We start from the raw sequence: 16774 nt of genomic DNA on the forward strand, positions 1-16774 counted from the left end.
GCGGGGCCGACGCCGCCCGCGTCAGGGACCGGTGCCGGGGGCGAGCACGGTCAGCCGCACCGTCGACGCGGTGCCCGCCACGGGCACCTCACCGCCGGTCCACGCCACCCGCAGCGACTCCCGCTCGTCCGGCGGTGTCACCAGCAGCGTCGTGGGTGTGGCCGCCCGGGCTCCGCTGATCTCGGGGCGGGAGAACGTCAGTCCGGCCCACGCGCTGCGGCCCGGGGCCAGGGTCACGGTCGCCGGCGGGTCGCCGGGCTCGCGCCGCGGGTCCGGGCCGAGCTGCCGCCCGGCGGCGTCCAGGAACGCGGCGCCCGGGTAGCCGTGCACCGTGCAGGCCCGCGCGGAGGCGTTGGTGAGGACGACCGGGAAGTTGGCCTGACCGGCGCCGGGATCGTTGCGCCCGACGGAGGCGCGCAACTGCGCGGTGCGGCAGCGCGTGTCCGGTGAGGACGGTGAGGGTGCCGAGGCGGGGGAGTACCGGGCCGGCGCCGACGGCTCCCGGGAGGGCCCGGGGTCCGCGTCCGTTCCCGCCGCGCACCCGCCCGCTGTCGCGAGCACCGCCACGGCACTCGCCGTCACCAGGAGCCGTCGTCCGACCGAGGCCATGTGCGCCACCTTTCTCCGCCCTTGCGCCACGGGTGCCCGATGCGGCCCCGGCCGACACGCCCCCGCCGGGGGCGCATCGGTCCAGGTCGAGCGCGCGGGGGGGGCGCATCGGTCCGGTCGAGCGCGGGCGGCGGGACGCGTCAGTCCAGGTCGAGCAGCGCCAGCTCCGCCCAGATCGTCTTCCCCTCGGCGGTGTGCCTGCTGCCCCACCGCTGGGTGAGCTGGGCGACCAGGAGCAGGCCCCGGCCGCCCTCGTCCCAGGTCTTGGCCCGTCTGAGGTGCGGGGCGGAGTGGTTGGTGTCGGAGACCTCGCAGATGAGCGTCGCCGCGTCGTGGATCAGCCGCAGCCGGATGGGGCGGGCGCCGTACCGGATGGCGTTGGTGACCAGCTCGCTCACCACCAGCTCGGCCGTGAACGACGCCCCGCTCAGCGACCAGCGGGCGAGCTGCTCGACGACCTGCTTGCGGATCGGCGCGACCAGTGCCGGGTCGGCGGGGATGTCCCACGTCGCGACCTGGGAGGAGGGCAGTCCCCGGGTGCGGGCCAGCAGCAGGGCCACGTCGTCGGCGGCGCCGCCCGGGGGGAGCAGGGCGTGCAGCACGCGGTCGCAGGTCTCGTCCAGGGAGTCCGCGACACCGGACAGCGCCCGGCTGAGCATCTGGTGGCCGGCGTCCACGTCCCGTTCGCGGGACTCGATCAGACCGTCGGTGTAGAAGGCGAGCACCGAGCCCTCGGGGAGCTCCAGCTCGGCCGACTCGAAGGGCAGCCCGCCGACGCCCAGCGGGGGGCCGGCGGGCAGGGCCACCCGGCGGGGCGCGCCATTCGGCGGGAGCAGGACGGGCGGCGGATGCCCGGCCCGGGCCATGCTGCACCGCCGCGACACCGGGTCGTACACCGCGTACAGACAGGTCGCCCCGACCTCGCCGGGGCTGCCGTCGCCGCCGGCCTCCTCCGACAGCCGGACGACCAGGTCGTCGAGGTGGGTGAGCAGCTCGTCGGGGGCCAGGTCGATGTCGGCGAGGGTGCGCACGGCGGTCCGCAGCCGCCCCATGGTCGCGGAGGCCTGGATGCCGTGCCCGACCACGTCGCCGACGACCATCGCGACCCGCATCCCGGACAGCGGGATCACGTCGAACCAGTCGCCGCCCACCCCGGCGCGGGCGGCGGGCAGGTACCGGGAGGCGGCGTCGACGGCGGCCGTCCGCGGCAGGGAGCGGGGGAGCAGGCTGCGCTGGAGGGCGAGGGCCGTCTCGCGTTCGCGGGAGTAGCGGCGGGCGTTGTCGATGCAGACGGCGGCGCGGGCCGTGACCTCCTCGGCCAGCAGCACGTCGTCGGGCGAGAAGGGGTCGGGGCGCCGGTAGCGGGTGAAGACGACGACGCCGAGGGTGGTGCCGCGGGCCTGGAGGGGCACGGACATCGTGGAGTGGATGCCGAACTCCTTGACCCGGCGCACGCGCCGCTCGTCCCAGGACCGCCACTCGTCCAGGTTCCCGCTGGGCACCGCCGTCACGATCGAGCGGCCCGCGATCAGCGAGGTGGCCTGAGGGGAGGCGATCGGATAGGAGTCCAGCCGGCCCGGCTCGGTGACGGCTTCCGGGGCGCCCGGGTTGATCGAGTGGTGGGCCGCCCGTCGCAGACCGACCGGCGTGGTCGGCGGGCCGGCGGTCTCCCCGCCGTGCTCCTGCGGGTCCAGCAGGTCGACGCTGACGAAGTCGGCCAGCGCCGGTACGCACACCTCCGCCAGTTCCTGCGCGGTCCGGGTGACGTCGAGGGTGGTGCCGATGCGCACGCTCGCCTCGTTGACCAGCTGCAGCCGCTCCCGGGCGAGGAAGTGCTCGGTGAAGTCGTGCGCGGTCACACAGACGCCGCGCGACCGCCCGGCGGAGTCGGTCAGCGGGGCGATCCGGGCCAGCCAGGCGTGCGCCCGGTCCTCGCCCGTGGCCTTCATGTAGGTCTGCATCTCCTGGCGTTCCCGGGTGACGAGCGCCCGCCGCAGGTGCGCTTCCATCTCCCGGTACTGCGGTCCGGAGCCGAAGTCGGTGGTGCGCAGGCCGCGGATGCGGGCGGCCGGCAGTTCGATCAGCTCGGACATGGCGTCGTTGGCGCCGCGCAACCGCAGCCGCTCGTCGAAGATCATCGTGGCGCAGGGGGACTGGGCGAGGGCGATCCGCAGCAGGTCGTCGTCCTCCGGCTCCGGATAGGCGTCGTCCAGCGGGGAGACGGCGAGCCAGCCCGCCGGGCCGTCGCCGTCCGCTTCCCTGCGGTGGGCGAGCACCCACACGGAGACGGTGTGGCCGTCGCGGTGGCGCAGGGACAGGGTGCCGCTCCAGCGCTCCTCCTCGGCGCCGGGGAGCCGGATCCCCGAGCGGGCGGCGAGCAGCAGCGCGGCCGGCCGGCCCACGACGCCGGAGGAGGGGTGACCGAGCAGCCGGCGGGCGCCCTCGCTCCACGCGGCCACCGTGCCGTCCCGGTGGATGACCGCCCGCGCCGCCGAAGGATCGTCGAACGGGTAGTCCGGGCTCATCGTCCCCACTCCATCGCGGACACTGACAGTGAACAGGCACGCCACTTGCGTTCCACCTTAGTGCGTAAGAGTCGCGTGCGGCGGAGAACGCCTGGACGGCCGGGTGCGGACCGTCAAGAGCGAGTTCCGGCCGGATGGCGCACGGGACGGCAGGGTGGCCAAGGGCCGATCGCCCCCCTTGACGGGCAGGAGCCGCACGGCGTCACATTCTGTTTGTTGACGATCAGTTGTGAGTACTTCTGGTTCCTGATGAGGGGAAGCCGCCATGACGGTCACTCGCAGATCGGTCCTGCTCGCCTCCGCGACCGCACCCGCCGCCGGCGCGCTCCTCGCCGGCCCGGCGGTCCACGCGGCGGAGACGACCGGGCACGCCTCCGGCCGCCGTACGGTCGCCCTGCGCGACGGCTGGCGGTTCGCGCTGGTCGACCCGGGCGGCATCACCGACCCGACCGGGCAGTACGCCGACGCCCCCGCCCCCGGGTACGACGACTCCGGCTGGCGCGAGGTGGCGGTTCCGCACGACTGGAGCATCGAACAGGCCCCCACCACCGAGCACGGCACGACCAGCGGCACCGGCTTCCTCCCCGGCGGCCTCGGCTGGTACCGCCTCTCCTTCACCCTGCCGCCCGAGTGCGCCGGCAAGCGGATCTCGGTCGAGTTCGACGGCGTCTACATGGACGCGCACGTCTACTGCAACGGCACGGAGATCGGCCGCCACCCCTACGGCTACACCGGCTTCGCCCTCGACATCGGCGATCTCGTGCACACCGACGGCACCACCGAGAACGTGCTCGCGGTCCGGGTGCAGAACCGGCTGCCCAGCAGCCGCTGGTACTCCGGCAGCGGCATCTACCGCGAGGCCCGTCTCGTCGTCACCGAACCGGTGCATGTCGCCCGCTGGGGCACCTGCGTCACCACCCCGCACGTCGACGACGAACAGGCCGTGGTCCGGGTGCGCACCGATGTGGTGAACGCCTCCGGCGCCGGGGCGCGGGTGGAGGTCGTCTCGCGCGTGGTCGCGCCGGGCGGCCGCACGGTGGCCCGCACCTCGTCCACGGTCGACGTCGCCGAGACCGCCGCCGCGACCCACGAACTCACGGTGCGCCGGCCGAGGTTGTGGGACTTCGCCACACCGCACCTGTACACCCTGGAAACCGAGCTGCGGGTCGGCGGCCGGCGCACCGACACCTACCGCACCCGCTTCGGCATCCGCACCTTCCGCATCGACCCCCGGGAGGGATTCCACCTCAACGGCACGCACGCCAAACTCAAGGGCGTCGACCTCCACCACGACCTCGGCGCGCTCGGCGCCGCCGTCAGCGTCGACGCGATCCGCCGGCAGATGACGATCATGAAGTCGATGGGCGTCAACGCCTTCCGCACCTCCCACAACCCGCCGGCGCCGGAGATGATCCGGGTCTGCGAGGAGATGGGCATCGTGATGCTGGTGGAGGCCTTCGACTGCTGGCGCACGGGCAAGACGCGCTACGACTACGGCCGGTTCTTCGACGAGTGGTGCGAGAGGGACGCCACCGAGATGGTCCTCGCGGCCCGCAACTCGCCCGCCGTGGTGATGTGGTCCATCGGCAACGAGATCCCCGACTCCACCACCACCGCCGGCCTCGCCATGGCCGACCGGATCATCGCCGCGATCAGGGCCGCCGACGCCACCCGTCCGCTCGTCATCGGCTCCGACCGGTACCGCCGGCTGCCCGCCAAGGGCTCGGCCGCCGACCTGATGCTGGCCAAGCTGGACGGTCTCGGCCTCAACTACAACACCGCCAAGTCGGTCGACGCGCTGCACGCCGCCTACCCGCACCTGTTCCTCTTCGAGTCCGAGTCCTCCTCGGAGACCTCCACCCGCGGCGCCTACCAGGAGCCGGAGCGCCTGAACACCGGCGAGAACCACACCCCCGGCCGGCGGGCGACCTCCTCCTACGACAACAACCTCGCCTCCTGGACCATGAGCGGCGAGTACGGTCACAAGAAGGACCGCGACCGGAAGTGGTTCACCGGGCAGTTCCTGTGGTCCGGCATCGACTACATCGGCGAGCCCACGCCGTACGACGTCTTCCCGGTGAAGGCCTCCTTCTTCGGCGCGGTCGACACGGCCGGCTTCCCGAAGGACATGTACCACCTGTTCCGCAGCCAGTGGACCGAGGAGCCGATGGTCCACCTGCTGCCGACGACCTGGAACCACGACGAGGGCGACACCGTCGAGGTGTGGGCGTACGCCAACGTCGAGTCGGTCGAGCTGTTCCTCAACGGCAGATCCCTGGGGACCCGGCGGTTCGACCGCAAGAAGACCCTCGACGGGCGCGCCTACCTGGAGACCACCGAACCCACCGGCGACGACAAGACGTTCACCGACGGCCCCTACCCCGGCAGTTACACCAGCCCCGGCGGCAGTGCGGGCAAGCTGCACCTGACCTGGAAGGTGCCCTACGAGCCGGGCGTGCTGAAGGCGGTGGCGCGGCGGGACGGCAGGGTGGTCGCCACCGACGTGCTGCGCACGGCCGGCGCCCCGCACGCGGTCCGTCTCACCGCCGACCGCACGTCCCTCGCGGCCGACGGCCGTTCCCTGGTCTTCGTGACCGCCGAGGTCGTCGACGCGCGCGGGGTGGTCGTGCCCGACGCCGAGCACCTGCTGTCCTTCGCGGTGGACGGCGGTTCCCTCGCCGGGCTCGACAACGGCCGTCAGGAGAGCGCCGAGCGCTACCAGGCCAGCACCCGCACCGCCTTCCACGGCAAGGCGCTCGCCATCGTGCGCTCCGGCACCCGGCCGGGCGCCCTGAAGGTGACCGCCCGCGCGGACGGCCTGCGCCGGGGCACCCTGACCGTGCGCACCACCCCTGCCCGCGCGAGGGCGACCACCCCGGCCGCCGCCTTCGCCCCGGACCACCCGGCGCCCCCCGCCCACCCGCACGCCGACGCCTCCTACTCCGGCCGTCCGGACACCCTGCCCGCCGCGATGCTGGACGGCGACCCGGCCACCGGCTGGTCCAACGCCTTCGTGAAGGCGGCCACGGCCCTGCTGCCCGCCTTCGACCACGCCCGGGCACAGGACTGGGTGTCGGTGGACTGGGGGCGGACGCGGACCTTCGACCAGGTGGAGGTGTCCTTCACCGTCGACACCACGCACTCCCTGCCCGCGGCGATCGAGGTGGAGGTCTGGAACGGGCGGCGCTACGCACCGGTCACCGGCGCCTTCGTGGAGCGGGCCACCGTCTCCGACGCGCCCACGGTGATCACCTTCGACCCGGTGCGCGGATCCCGTCTCCGGCTGACGCTGACGAGCGGTCATCCCGGTGAGGTGCGAGGGGCGGTACGGATCAGCAGGTTGCAGGCGTAGCGCGGCACGGCCGGACGCCGCGGCGCAGGCCACTCGGCAGAACCGCCCCCGTCCGGACCGTTGACGCCATGTCATGACTGCAACAAGCATGGCCCCGTCCGTAGTTGGGAGCGCTCCCACTCAGGGAGCGCCACCCGCACTCCTGGAGGAGCCCAGACGTGAAACGACGCAGAATCGCCCTACTGACCCTGACCGGGCTGCTGGGCACCGCCCTCACCGCGCTGCCCGCGCAGCAGGCCGGGGCCGAGGAGGTCGAACAGATCAGGAACGGCACCTTCGACACCACCGCCGACGGATGGTGGACCAGCAACGTGAGCGCCGGCCCGGCCGAGGGCCGGCTCTGCGCGGACGTGCCCGGCGGCACCGTCAACCGCTGGGACTCCGCCGTGGGCCAGGACGGCGTCACCCTCGTGAAGGGCGAGACGTACCGGTTCTCCTTCAAGGCGTCCAGCCTGCCCGAGGGGCATGTGGTGCGGGCGATCGTCGGCCAGAAGGTCGCCCCGTACGCCACCTGGCAGGAGGCGAGCCCGGTGCTCACCGAGGCGGCCGGCGCGTACTCCTACACCTTCACCTCGCCGGTCGACTCCGCCGAGGGCCAGGTCGCATTCCAGGTCGGCGGCAGTGCGGAACCCTGGCGGTTCTGCCTGGACGACGTGTCCCTGCTGGGCGGGGTGCCCCCGGAGGTGTACGAGCCCGACACCGGGCCCCGGGTGCGCGTCAACCAGGTCGGCTACCTGCCCGCCGGGCCGAAGAACGCCACGCTCGTCACCGACGCCACCGCGAGGCTCCCCTGGGAGCTGCGCAACGCCGCCGGCGCGACGGTCGCGCGCGGCTGGACCGTACCGCGCGGGGTGGACGTCTCCTCCGGACAGAACGTCCACTCGATCGACTTCGGCGCGTACCGCAGGAGCGGCACCGGCTTCACCCTGGTCGCCGACGGGGAGGCGGGCCGGCCGTTCGACATCGGCACGGCGGCCTACGAGCGGCTGCGCCGGGACGCCGTGAAGTACTACTACCCGCAGCGCAGCGGCACCGCGATCCGCGACGACCTGCGCCCCGGCTACGGCCGGGCCGCGGGACACGTGGGCGTGGCCCCGAACCAGGGCGACACGGCCGTCCCCTGCCAGCCGGGGGTGTGCGACTACACCCTCGACGTCTCCGGCGGCTGGTACGACGCGGGCGACCACGGCAAGTACGTCGTCAACGGCGGCATCACCGCCTGGGAGCTGCTCAGCACCCATGAGCGCGCGCTGACCGCCCGCACCGGCGACCCGGCCAAGCTCGGTGACGGCACGCTCGCCCTGCCCGAGAGCGGCAACGGCGTGCCGGACATCCTCGACGAGGTGCGCTGGGAGCTGGAGTTCCTGCTGAGGATGCAGGTGCCGGACGGCCGGCCGCTGGCCGGCATGGCCCACCACAAGATCCACGACCGGCAGTGGACCGGTCTGCCGCTGTTGCCGAGCGAGGACCCGCAGCAGCGTGAACTGCACCCGCCGACCACCGCCGCCACCCTGAACCTCGCCGCGACGGCGGCGCAGGCGGCCCGCCTGTACCGGCCCTACGACAGGACCTTCGCCGCACGGGCGCTGACGGCCGCCCGCAAGGCCTGGGCGGCGGCCCTGGCCCACCCGGCGGTCCTCGCCGACCCTGCCGACGCCACCGGCGGCGGCGCCTACAACGACGACGACGTCACCGACGAGTTCTACTGGGCTGCCGCAGAGCTCTACCTCACCACCGGTGAGCGGGCGTTCGCCGACCACGTCCTGGGATCCCCGGTCCACACGGCCGACATCTTCGGACCCAACGGCTTCGACTGGGCCCGCACCGCCGCGGCCGCCCGCCTCGACCTCGCCACCGTCCCCAGCAGGCTTCCCGGCCGGGACAAGGTCCGCCGCTCGGTGGTCGCCGGCGCCGACACCTACCTGGCGACCCAGCGCGCCCACCCCTACGGCATGCCCTACGCGCCCGACGGCAACCGCTACGACTGGGGCTCGGCCCACCAGGTCCTCAACAACGCCGTCGTCCTCGCCACCGCCTACGACATCACCGGCGCCGCGAAGTACCGCGACGCGGCCCTGCAGAGCATGGACTACCTCCTGGGCCGCAACGCGCTGAACATCTCCTACGTCACCGGCTACGGCGAGGTCAACGCGCACCGGCTGCACAGCCGCTGGTACGCCCGCCAGCTCGACCCCGCGCTGCCCGACCCGCCGGACGGCACGCTCGCCGGCGGCCCGAACTCGAGCATCCAGGACCCCTACGCACAGAGCAAACTCGCGGGCTGCGTCGGTCAGTTCTGCTACATCGACGACATCCAGTCCTGGTCGACGAACGAGACCGCGATCAACTGGAACGCGGCGCTGACCCGGATGGCGTCCTTCGTGGCCGACCAGGGCTAGAAGGCCCCGAGGTACCGCTCGGTTACCTGTTTGACCTGGAGATATTTACGAGTAAGTACCCGAGCGGTACCGTGAGGGCATGCCAGCCCTCAATGTTGAGTTCAGCGATCGCGAGCTGGAGGACCTGCGGCAGATCGCCAAGGAGCGCGGTACGTCGATGAAGGCGCTCGTACGGGAGGCGGCCGCTGCCGACATAGCGCGGCACCGGGCGCTGCAGGAGGGCGCGGAGGCGTTCCGCCGCTTCTTCGCGTCCCACGCCGACGAGTTCGCGGCGGCGTTCCCCGAGGACGAACGACCCCTCAAGGGCGAGGGGCGGGTCGCCTGACCGATGACGCCCGTCATCCACATCGACGTGCCGTGGCTGCTCCAGCGCCACGAGGCGGTCCTGCCGGACCAGCCGACCGTCGACGACTTCTCGGCGCTGGTCGCCGCCGTGGCCCGCCACCGGGTCGACCCGCCCCGGCTGGGCGTGGACTCCGACCCGGCGTGGCGGGCGGCCGCGCTGCTGCACACCCTCGCCCTGCTCAAGCCCCTGCCGTCGGCCAACGCCCGCTTCGCCTGCGCGACGGCGGTGGCGTACATGTTCGTCAGCGGGGCCGGTATCGACCCGCCCTACGGCGCTCTGGTCGACCTGGCCCGCGACCTGATCGACGGCAAGACCGACGTGTACGGCGCGGCAGACCGGCTGCGCTCCTGGCAGATCTGAGCGCCCGGGTCTCCTGCGGGAGAGGGGCGGGCCGCCGGCCCAGGGCGGGAGGAACAGGGCCGGCGGCCGTTTGGCGTGGGAGAGCCGCCGTCCCGTACGGGGCCTCGGAGGAGGGGCCGCCGCCGGTCCACCACGGCGTGGGGTGCGTCGGGAGCGTGCGCACCGGGCCGGCGTGGATGTGTGGTTCACACGGGGCGCGAGTGAGTGCAAATGCGTTGTGGACGGGGCGAATCGGGCCCGCGTTGTCGACGTTCTTTCAACAAGGCGCGGGATGTCCGGACAGCTTGTTGCGCGCGACTCAGTTGTGCAATGGTGAGCCACTCGTGCGGGGGCCGGGGCCGGGCCCCTGCGTTCGCCGGCGGAGGTGAGCGCACTCTCCCCGCCGCGCCGGACAGGTACGTACCGAAGGAACCGCTCAGTGCCGACCTCGCACCCCCCTCGCCCGTCCTACCCCCCGCCCGGCCGGGGCCCCGGCGAATCCGACGAGGCACTCGCCGCCGGGACGCGCGGCGGCACGGACGACGCGGTCGCCCGGTGCACGGCCCTGCTGATCACCCGGCACTGGCGGCCGGTGCACGAGTACGCGGCCGTCTGCCTCGCCTCCTCGACGAGCGCCGCGTCCGCCTCCATGGTCGCCACGGCCGCCTTCCACCAGGTCCTCGACCGGCTCAAGCTGGGCGAACCGGGCACCGGGTTGCGTGCCCGGCTGCTGGTCACCGTGCGTGACACCGTTCGGCTGTGGGCTGCCGACGAGGACCTGTCCGGTGTGCTGCCGGAGCTGCGCAAGCCGGCGGGCGCCCGGGGCATGCGGGCCGCGAGGTCGCTGATCCCCGAGAACCGGGCGCTCACGGAACGCTCCTTCCAGAACCTGCCCCCCGTCGCACGCTGCGTCCTGTGGCACGTCGAGGTCGAGGCCGAGCCGGTGACCGTCGCCGCCGGACTGCTGGGGATGGACCCCGAGACCGTGACCGCCGCCCACGAGGAGGCCCGCGAGAAGCTGCGCGAGGGCCTCGTGCGCGCCCACCGGGAACTCGCCCCCAGCAAGGACTGCCGTTTCTACAACCGCCTCCTCGACGTCCCCATGCGACGCGGCGGCGAGCTTCTGCCCGACGTCCGCCGGCATCTGGACGCCTGCCGTTACTGCCGGGCCGCGGCCGAACAACTCGGTCAGTTCGAGGGCGAGCTGGGCGTTCTGCTCGCCGAGTCCGTGCTCGGCTGGGGCGCCCGCCGCTATGTCGACTCCCGTCCGGGCCGCGTCCGGCAGCAGCCGGTGCGGCTGCGCGCCTCCTCCCGGCGCCGGGGCCGCCGGGCCCGTGACACCCGTCGCACCCTGCTGGCGCGCATCCCCTCGCCCCGCCGCCGACGGGAGGACGGCGGCCCGCGGGCGCCGCGGGCGCTGTACACGGGCGTGGGCCTCGCCTCGGCCGGTCTGCTCACCACCCTCCTCGCCGCCGGCATGTGGTCCGACGACGGCGGCACCGACCCCACCGCCTCGACGAGCGCCACCGGCGGCGGCGAGGCCTCCGGCGCCGGCTCCCAGGCGGGTCCGCCCGGCGCCGCCACCTCGGTCCCGGACACCGCCCCCCTGCCCGCCGCGCTGCGCCAGGCCCGGCTGCGCAACGCCGCCGCCGACCTGTGCCTGGACGTCCGGGGCGAGGCGCGGGCGGGGGCCGCCCTGGAGCTGGCGCAGTGCTCGACCGAGGCGACCCAGCGGTGGACGTACGAGGACGACGGCCTGCTGCGCAGCGAGGCCGCCCCCGGACTGTGCGTGGACTCCCACGCGGACGCCGGCGTCGTCATCATGGGCGCCTGCACGGACCCCGACGACACCCGCGCCGACGACGTCCGCTACGACCTCACCGTCCAGGGCGAGCTGCTGCCCCGCTGGGACGAGGCCCTCGCCCTCGCCCCCGCCGGCCAGGATCCCGGGGCCGACGTGGTCGTCAAGGTCCGCGACCACGCCCCGGGCCAGCGCTGGCTGCCCGAGGCGACCACGGCCGGCCCCGGCTCCCTGTCCATCACCGGTACGGAGAGCCCGGCGGCCCGACCGGCGGACCTGCCGGAGCGGTCGGCCTGAGAGCTCCGGGCACAAGGGGAGCACGGCTCGCGACGCCCGGCACGCACGCTCGCCGCGTTGCCGAAAGCCCCCGGTGGCTCGTCGAGTCGTCGAGCCCGCGCCGCGAGTGAGCGGGACGCGCCCCGACCGCCTGCGCGCGCAGGAACGGAAGGCGTCCTGAAGGGGCGGTCCGGAGAGGAAGCGGAATGTTTCCGGACGATTAACGAGCCTATGAAATCCGGTCATCGGGGCGTACCGGAGGATCATGAAGCGCTTGTTTACGGGGTTGGAACGTTCGAATTCCGTGACTTCACGCCACTGATTCAACACGCAAGGTTACTGAAACCCGTGGGGTCGATGTGAGTTTCGGCGGCGGACTCGGCAGACTCGCGCTCGCCGCGTCCGGCACCCAACCGGTGCGGGCCGGCTCACCCCCGAATCGAGCGGAAGGATGCACACAATGCGGAACACCGCGCGCTGGGCAGCGACTCTCGGCCTCACGGCCGCCGCCGTCTGCGGACCCCTCACCGGGCCCGCGCTCGCCGCCCCGGCCGCCACCCCGGCCTCCCTCTACGCCCCGTCGGCCCTGGTGCTGACCGTGGGGCACGGTGAGAGCGCCGACGCCGTCGGTCCGGCCCGCGCCGTCACCCTCACGTGCGCGCCGAGGCCCTCCGGCAGCCACCCCGCAGCCGCTCTGGCCTGCGCCGAACTGCGCGCCTCCGAGGGCGACCTCGAGCTGCTGGCAGCTCCCGGCGGCGGGATCTGCACCCGGGAGTACGACCCCGTGGTCGTCACCGTGGACGGTGTGTGGCAGGGCAAGCGCGTCTCCTACCAGCGCACCTTCTCCAACGAGTGCGTGAAGAACTCCTCCGGGAGCGTCCTCTTCGCGTTCTGAGACCGGGATTGCGTGGCCCTGTGGACGCCGCGAGAGGCTCGTGACGTGGGGAGTACGGGCCACTGACACGGGACCATCGCGATCTCGCACCAGGGGCCGGCGGGCGGAGTGGGGCCTCCCGCCGGTCCCTGGGATTTTCCGGATCGTCCGGCTCCGGGAGCCGTCCGGCCCCTGCGGTCGTGCGCCCCGCCGGCCGGGGCTGGTCGCCGGTCGTGCGCCCCCCGGTCAGCCGGACGTCGGCTTCTCGCGGCTGCGGTCGCGGTGGCTGGTGTCGCACCAGGGGTAGCGGCGGCTGCGGCGGCAGGTGCACAGGGCGACCTGGAAGCGGTCGGAGACGACCGTGGAGCCGTCCTCGAGTTCCACCTCCACCGGGCCCTCGACGAGCAGCGGGCCCTTGCGCCGGACGGTGATCCGGCGGGGCCGCTCAGCAGGGGAGTTCGGCACGGACGACCACCAGTTCCTCGTAGTTCTCGTCGTCGGACAGCAGGCCCCGCCCGCGCAGCCACTCCTCGCGGGAGCGCAGCACCGGCCCGAAGGGGATACGGCGGCGCCGCACGACGGAGGCCTTCAGGCCGACCGCGCGCAGATGTCCGAGGGTGCGCTCCGGGCCGCTGAGCGCCGAGTGCACCATCAGCAGCACCCCGCCCGGCCGCAGCAGCGGGGGCGCCTCGCGGCAGATCCGGTCCAGGAGCATCCGGCCGTCGCCGCCCGCGTCCCAGGCCCGGGCCGTGCCGCGTGGCGCCCGGTCGCAGGCCGGGGCCGGCACGTAGGGCGGGTTGGTCAGGATGAGGTCGAAGGACTGGCCGTCGACGGGGTCGAAGAGGTTGCCGTGGCGCACGCGCACCGGCAGGCCCGCCCGCAGGGCGTTGAAGCGGGCGGCGCACACCGCGCGCCAGGACACGTCGACCGCGGTGACGCGGGTGTCGCGACGGGCCGCCTCCAGGGCCAGTGCCCCGGAGCCGGTCCCCACGTCCAGGACGTCGGCGCCCCGTGGGAGCGGTTCCTCGGACAGCGCTCCGGCCAGCAGGTCGGTGTCCTCCTGTGGGGCGTAGACGCCCGGAATTACCAGCGGATTCACGCCGACCAGGTACCCCGGCATTCAGGAAATATGGGCCAAGGCGGGAGTGAGGGGTCCTTGCACTAGGAGCGCCTGATCAGGCCCCGCGGCCCAGGCGGGCACAGTGCAAGGACCCCTGAGGGCTCAGAACGAAAGAGGTGGCCGATCATCTCGTGGCGTCCGGTGCGTGCGGTCGCAAGGCGCCGGAAGTTCCTCGTGGCGGAGCTACCGGGGGCTTCCGGCCACGCGACGGGCGTGCGTGCCGGGCGTCGCGAGCGGGGCTTCCCTCTCGTCCGGAGCACTCAGGGGCGTGCGCAGCGAGGAGCGGCCCGCCCGCCACTCGGTGAGCAGACGGTCGCCGAGGCGGTCCTCCAGCAGGCCGGTGACGGCGATGCCGAAGGCGATGTCGGGCGCGAGGTGCGGTTCCTCGTCGAGCAGTCCGCCGATGACGTCGTGCCGCACGACCTGTTCGTGGACGGCGTCGGCCTCGACGTGCTCGTCGTAGAAGTACGCGGCGGCCGGACCGGCGTCCACGCGGCGCATCGCCTCGGCGAGCCGCCGGGAGCCGGGCGAGGAAGTGATCTCCACGGCCGCGAAGTGTCCGACGAGGGCGCCCCGCAGGGAGCGGTGCAGGCCGAGCAGGGACATGAGGTTGACCGTGGCCAGCGTCTCGGCGCAGGCCGCGTCGAGGTAGTGCCCGTACGTCGTGTCCAGGCCCAGGTCGGTCATCAGGTCCGCGAACAGGCGCGCGTGGACCCGGTCGGGGCGGCCGCCGCCGTACTCGTCGAACTCCACCGCCGCCATGGCCGCCTTCGCCCGGCCCCACAGCCGCGGCAGCACCCAGGCGTGCGGGTCGGCCTCCTTGAGGTGGTAGAGCGAGCGCTGGGCCGCGTACTCGCGCACCTGCCACAACGTGCCCTCGTCACACAGGAAGTGGGAGACGCCGGTGCCGTCGACCGGCTCGACGAGCAGGTCCGCGAGCGCGTCGTCGACGCTGCCGCGGACGGGTGTGTCCGCGCGCAGGGCGGTCAGGAAGCGGTGCTCCAGCGCGGCGCGGGTGCGCAGCAGGTCGAGGTCCCACTCCCGGTCGGCGGCGACGCCGTCGAAGCCCCGGTAGTGCAGTTCGTAGCAGAGGTACAGGGCCAGTTGGAGATCGTCGCCGTACGCGGGCGCGTCCGCGACCGTCCCGGCGGGCGGCAGCGGGCCGGTGCCGAGCAGGTACTCCCGGACGCCCGCGGAGAGCGGGCCCCGGGCGTCCGGCAAACGGGGTCCTCGGGGGTCGTGTGCCATGCGGGCCGGGTACCCCGGGGGCGCCGTGCCATGGCCGCCGACCGGCGACGACGCGCTCAGGGGGCGATCGGCAGCCGGCGCTTGTGCTCGGTCAGCCGGTAGCGGCGGACGACGGCGTCGACCACCGCCTCGTCGACCGGCTCGCCCTCGAGGAAGGCGTCGATGGCGTCGTAGCCGAGGCCGAGCGCCTCCTCGTCGGGCCGGCCCGGGTTCAGGGTCTCCAGGTCCGCCGTCGGGACCTTCGTCACCAGCTCGGACGGTGCGCCCAGGGCCTGTGCCACGGCCCGTACGCGCCGCTTGGTCAGGCCGGTGAGCGGGACCACGTCGGCCGCGCCGTCGCCGAACTTGGTGAAGAAGCCGGAGACCGCCTCGGCGGCGTGGTCGGTGCCCACCACCAGCCCCTCGTGCGCGCCGGCCACCGCGTACTGGGCGATCATGCGCTGGCGGGCCTTGATGTTGCCGAGCACGAAGTCCTGGTGGTGCGCGTCGCGGAAGACCGCGCCCCCGGCCAGCAGCGCCTCCAGCGCGGCGTCGCTGGCGGGCCGCACGTCGACGGTCAGGACCTGGTCGGGACGGATGAACTCCAGCGCCAGCCGGGCGTCCTTCTCGTCCGCCTGGGTGCCGTAGGGCAGCCGCATCGCGTAGAACGTCGCCTCCCGTCCACCCGCCCGGACCCGCTCCACCGCGAGCTGGCACAGCCGGCCCGCGGTCGTGGAGTCCACGCCGCCGCTGATGCCCAGGACCAGTGAGCGCAGGCCCGTGGAGACCAGCCGGTCGGCGAGGAAGCCCACCCGGTGCTCCGCCTCCTCCCGTGCGTCGAAGGACGGGCTGACCCGGAGTTCCCGGGCGATCTCGTGCTGTGTGGACATGGACACCGTGTCGGTCACGACTGCTCCTCGGTCGGTGGGTCAGGGGCGGGTGGTCACGTGCGGACGGGGGTGGGGCGGGCGGTGGGCAGGGGCGGGGTGCCGGTGACGGAGAGGACGAGGGAGTGCAGGGCGGTGTCGGCGGCGATGAACAGGCGGTTGCGCTTGGCTCCGCCGAACCGGATGTTGGCGACGGTGCCGGGGACCAGGATGCGGCCCAGCAGGGTGCCGTCCGGGTCGTAGCAGTGCACGCCGCCGTCCAGGGCGGCGGCCCAGAGCCTGCCGTCGTCGTCGAAGCGGATGTTGTCGAAGTTCCCCGTGCGGCACTCCGCGAACACCTCGCCGTCGGTGAGGGTGCCGTCGTCGCGGACGTCGAAGACCCGGATGTGGTTGGCCCGGCTGTCCGAGACGTACAGCCGGCGTTCGTCCGGGGAGAAGACCAGGCCGTTGGGCCCGCGGAAGCCGTCGGCGACCAGGCGCACCACCCCGTCGGCGGGGTCCACCCGGTAGACGTTGCAGGCGCCGATCTCGCTCTCGGCGCGGTGGCCCTCGTAGTCGCTGGTGATCCCGAAGTCGGGGTCGGAGAACCAGATCGAGCCGTCGGACCGCACGGCGGCGTCGTTGGGGCTGTTGAGTCTTCTGCCCTCGTGACGGTCGGCGATCACGGTGACCGTGCCGTCGTGTTCGGTGCGGGTGACTCGGCGGTTGCCCTGTTCGCAGGTGACGAGCCGACCCTCGGTGTCCAGGGTGTTGCCGTTGGGGTGACCGGCGGGGGAACGCAGGACGCCGACCGCCCCGGTGGTCTCGTCCCAGCGCAGCAGCCGGTCGTTGGGGATGTCGCTCCACACCAGGTACCGGCCGGCCGGGACGTAGACGGGGCCCTCCGCCCAGCGGCACCCCTCGAAGAGGGTCTCCAGCGTCGAGTCGCCCGCACGGCACGGGCGGAACCGGTCGTCGAGGGTCTCGTACAGCGGTGAACGCTCGCCGGGCATGTCGTCGCCCTCCTGCGGGAGTTGGAT

General features: G+C 73.7%; 13 protein-coding genes. 6 read left to right on the plus strand and 7 right to left on the minus strand.

Going from position 1 to position 16774, the window contains the following annotated elements; all coding sequences use genetic code 11:
• Window positions 1-21: 21 nt before the first annotated feature.
• Together ACZ4YY_RS12000 and ACZ4YY_RS12005 are read right to left on the minus strand one after the other, a co-directional pair.
• Window positions 22-618 (minus strand): DUF4232 domain-containing protein, encoded by a 597-nt coding sequence (locus ACZ4YY_RS12000; protein WP_468287374.1) that lies wholly within the window; start codon window positions 616-618, stop codon window positions 22-24.
• Window positions 619-749: 131 nt separating this feature from the next.
• Window positions 750-3134, minus strand: coding sequence for a SpoIIE family protein phosphatase (locus ACZ4YY_RS12005; protein ID WP_468287376.1), 2385 nt, complete (start codon window positions 3132-3134; stop codon window positions 750-752).
• A gap of 265 nt (window positions 3135-3399) precedes the next feature.
• On the opposite strand from ACZ4YY_RS12005, the gene ACZ4YY_RS12010 reads away from it, so the two are divergent.
• The 6 genes from ACZ4YY_RS12010 (at window position 3400) to ACZ4YY_RS12035 (ending at window position 12542) form a co-directional block, all read left to right on the plus strand.
• Window positions 3400-6486, plus strand: a complete 3087-nt coding sequence (locus ACZ4YY_RS12010; protein ID WP_468287379.1) for a glycoside hydrolase family 2 TIM barrel-domain containing protein — start codon at window positions 3400-3402, stop codon at window positions 6484-6486.
• A gap of 158 nt (window positions 6487-6644) precedes the next feature.
• On the plus strand, window positions 6645-8885 hold the full coding sequence (locus ACZ4YY_RS12015) for a glycoside hydrolase family 9 protein (RefSeq protein WP_468287382.1): 2241 nt from the start codon (window positions 6645-6647) through the stop codon (window positions 8883-8885).
• A gap of 79 nt (window positions 8886-8964) precedes the next feature.
• On the plus strand, window positions 8965-9210 hold the full coding sequence (locus tag ACZ4YY_RS12020) for a hypothetical protein (protein ID WP_468287385.1): 246 nt from the start codon (window positions 8965-8967) through the stop codon (window positions 9208-9210).
• Between the two features lie 3 nt (window positions 9211-9213).
• Window positions 9214-9591, plus strand: a complete 378-nt coding sequence (locus tag ACZ4YY_RS12025; protein WP_468287388.1) for a toxin Doc — start codon at window positions 9214-9216, stop codon at window positions 9589-9591.
• Between the two features lie 418 nt (window positions 9592-10009).
• Window positions 10010-11668, plus strand: a complete 1659-nt coding sequence (locus ACZ4YY_RS12030; RefSeq protein ID WP_468287391.1) for an RICIN domain-containing protein — start codon at window positions 10010-10012, stop codon at window positions 11666-11668.
• A 439-nt stretch (window positions 11669-12107) separates the two neighbouring features.
• A complete protein-coding gene (locus tag ACZ4YY_RS12035; protein ID WP_468287394.1) occupies window positions 12108-12542 on the plus strand; it encodes a protease inhibitor in 435 nt (144 codons plus the stop codon).
• A 225-nt stretch (window positions 12543-12767) separates the two neighbouring features.
• Here the strand turns inward: ACZ4YY_RS12035 and ACZ4YY_RS12040 are convergent, their stop codons facing one another.
• The 5 genes from ACZ4YY_RS12040 to ACZ4YY_RS12060 form a co-directional block, all read right to left on the minus strand.
• Window positions 12768-12986 carry a CDGSH iron-sulfur domain-containing protein gene (locus tag ACZ4YY_RS12040; protein ID WP_468287397.1) on the minus strand — a complete coding sequence of 73 codons (219 nt, stop codon included), beginning with the start codon at window positions 12984-12986 and terminating at the stop codon, window positions 12768-12770.
• Window positions 12967-13641, minus strand: coding sequence for a HemK2/MTQ2 family protein methyltransferase (locus tag ACZ4YY_RS12045; protein WP_468287400.1), 675 nt, complete (start codon window positions 13639-13641; stop codon window positions 12967-12969). The genes ACZ4YY_RS12040 and ACZ4YY_RS12045 overlap by 20 nt, the downstream gene beginning before the upstream one ends.
• Before the next feature lie 183 nt (window positions 13642-13824).
• A complete protein-coding gene (locus ACZ4YY_RS12050; protein ID WP_468287403.1) occupies window positions 13825-14889 on the minus strand; it encodes an iron-containing redox enzyme family protein in 1065 nt (354 codons plus the stop codon).
• 56 nt (window positions 14890-14945) lie between these two features.
• On the minus strand, window positions 14946-15758 hold the full coding sequence (nadE, locus tag ACZ4YY_RS12055) for an ammonia-dependent NAD(+) synthetase (RefSeq protein WP_468287717.1): 813 nt from the start codon (window positions 15756-15758) through the stop codon (window positions 14946-14948).
• A 53-nt stretch (window positions 15759-15811) separates the two neighbouring features.
• Window positions 15812-16747, minus strand: a complete 936-nt coding sequence (locus ACZ4YY_RS12060) for an SMP-30/gluconolactonase/LRE family protein (protein WP_468287720.1) — start codon at window positions 16745-16747, stop codon at window positions 15812-15814.
• Window positions 16748-16774: the final 27 nt, after the last annotated feature.

This window comes from Streptomyces sp. NPDC030143, assembly GCF_055573695.1.

Coding starts and splice junctions, on each gene's coding strand:
- ACZ4YY_RS12060 (WP_468287720.1), bottom strand. CDS start 16,747: ATGCCCGGCGAGCGTTCACCGCTGTACGAGACCCTCGACGACCGGTTC.
- ACZ4YY_RS12025 (WP_468287388.1), top strand. CDS start 9,214: ATGACGCCCGTCATCCACATCGACGTGCCGTGGCTGCTCCAGCGCCAC.
- ACZ4YY_RS12010 (WP_468287379.1), top strand. CDS start 3,400: ATGACGGTCACTCGCAGATCGGTCCTGCTCGCCTCCGCGACCGCACCC.
- ACZ4YY_RS12045 (WP_468287400.1), bottom strand. CDS start 13,641: ATGCCGGGGTACCTGGTCGGCGTGAATCCGCTGGTAATTCCGGGCGTC.
- ACZ4YY_RS12005 (WP_468287376.1), bottom strand. CDS start 3,134: ATGAGCCCGGACTACCCGTTCGACGATCCTTCGGCGGCGCGGGCGGTC.
- ACZ4YY_RS12020 (WP_468287385.1), top strand. CDS start 8,965: ATGCCAGCCCTCAATGTTGAGTTCAGCGATCGCGAGCTGGAGGACCTG.
- nadE (WP_468287717.1), bottom strand. CDS start 15,758: ATGTCCACACAGCACGAGATCGCCCGGGAACTCCGGGTCAGCCCGTCC.
- ACZ4YY_RS12050 (WP_468287403.1), bottom strand. CDS start 14,889: ATGGCACACGACCCCCGAGGACCCCGTTTGCCGGACGCCCGGGGCCCG.
- ACZ4YY_RS12035 (WP_468287394.1), top strand. CDS start 12,108: ATGCGGAACACCGCGCGCTGGGCAGCGACTCTCGGCCTCACGGCCGCC.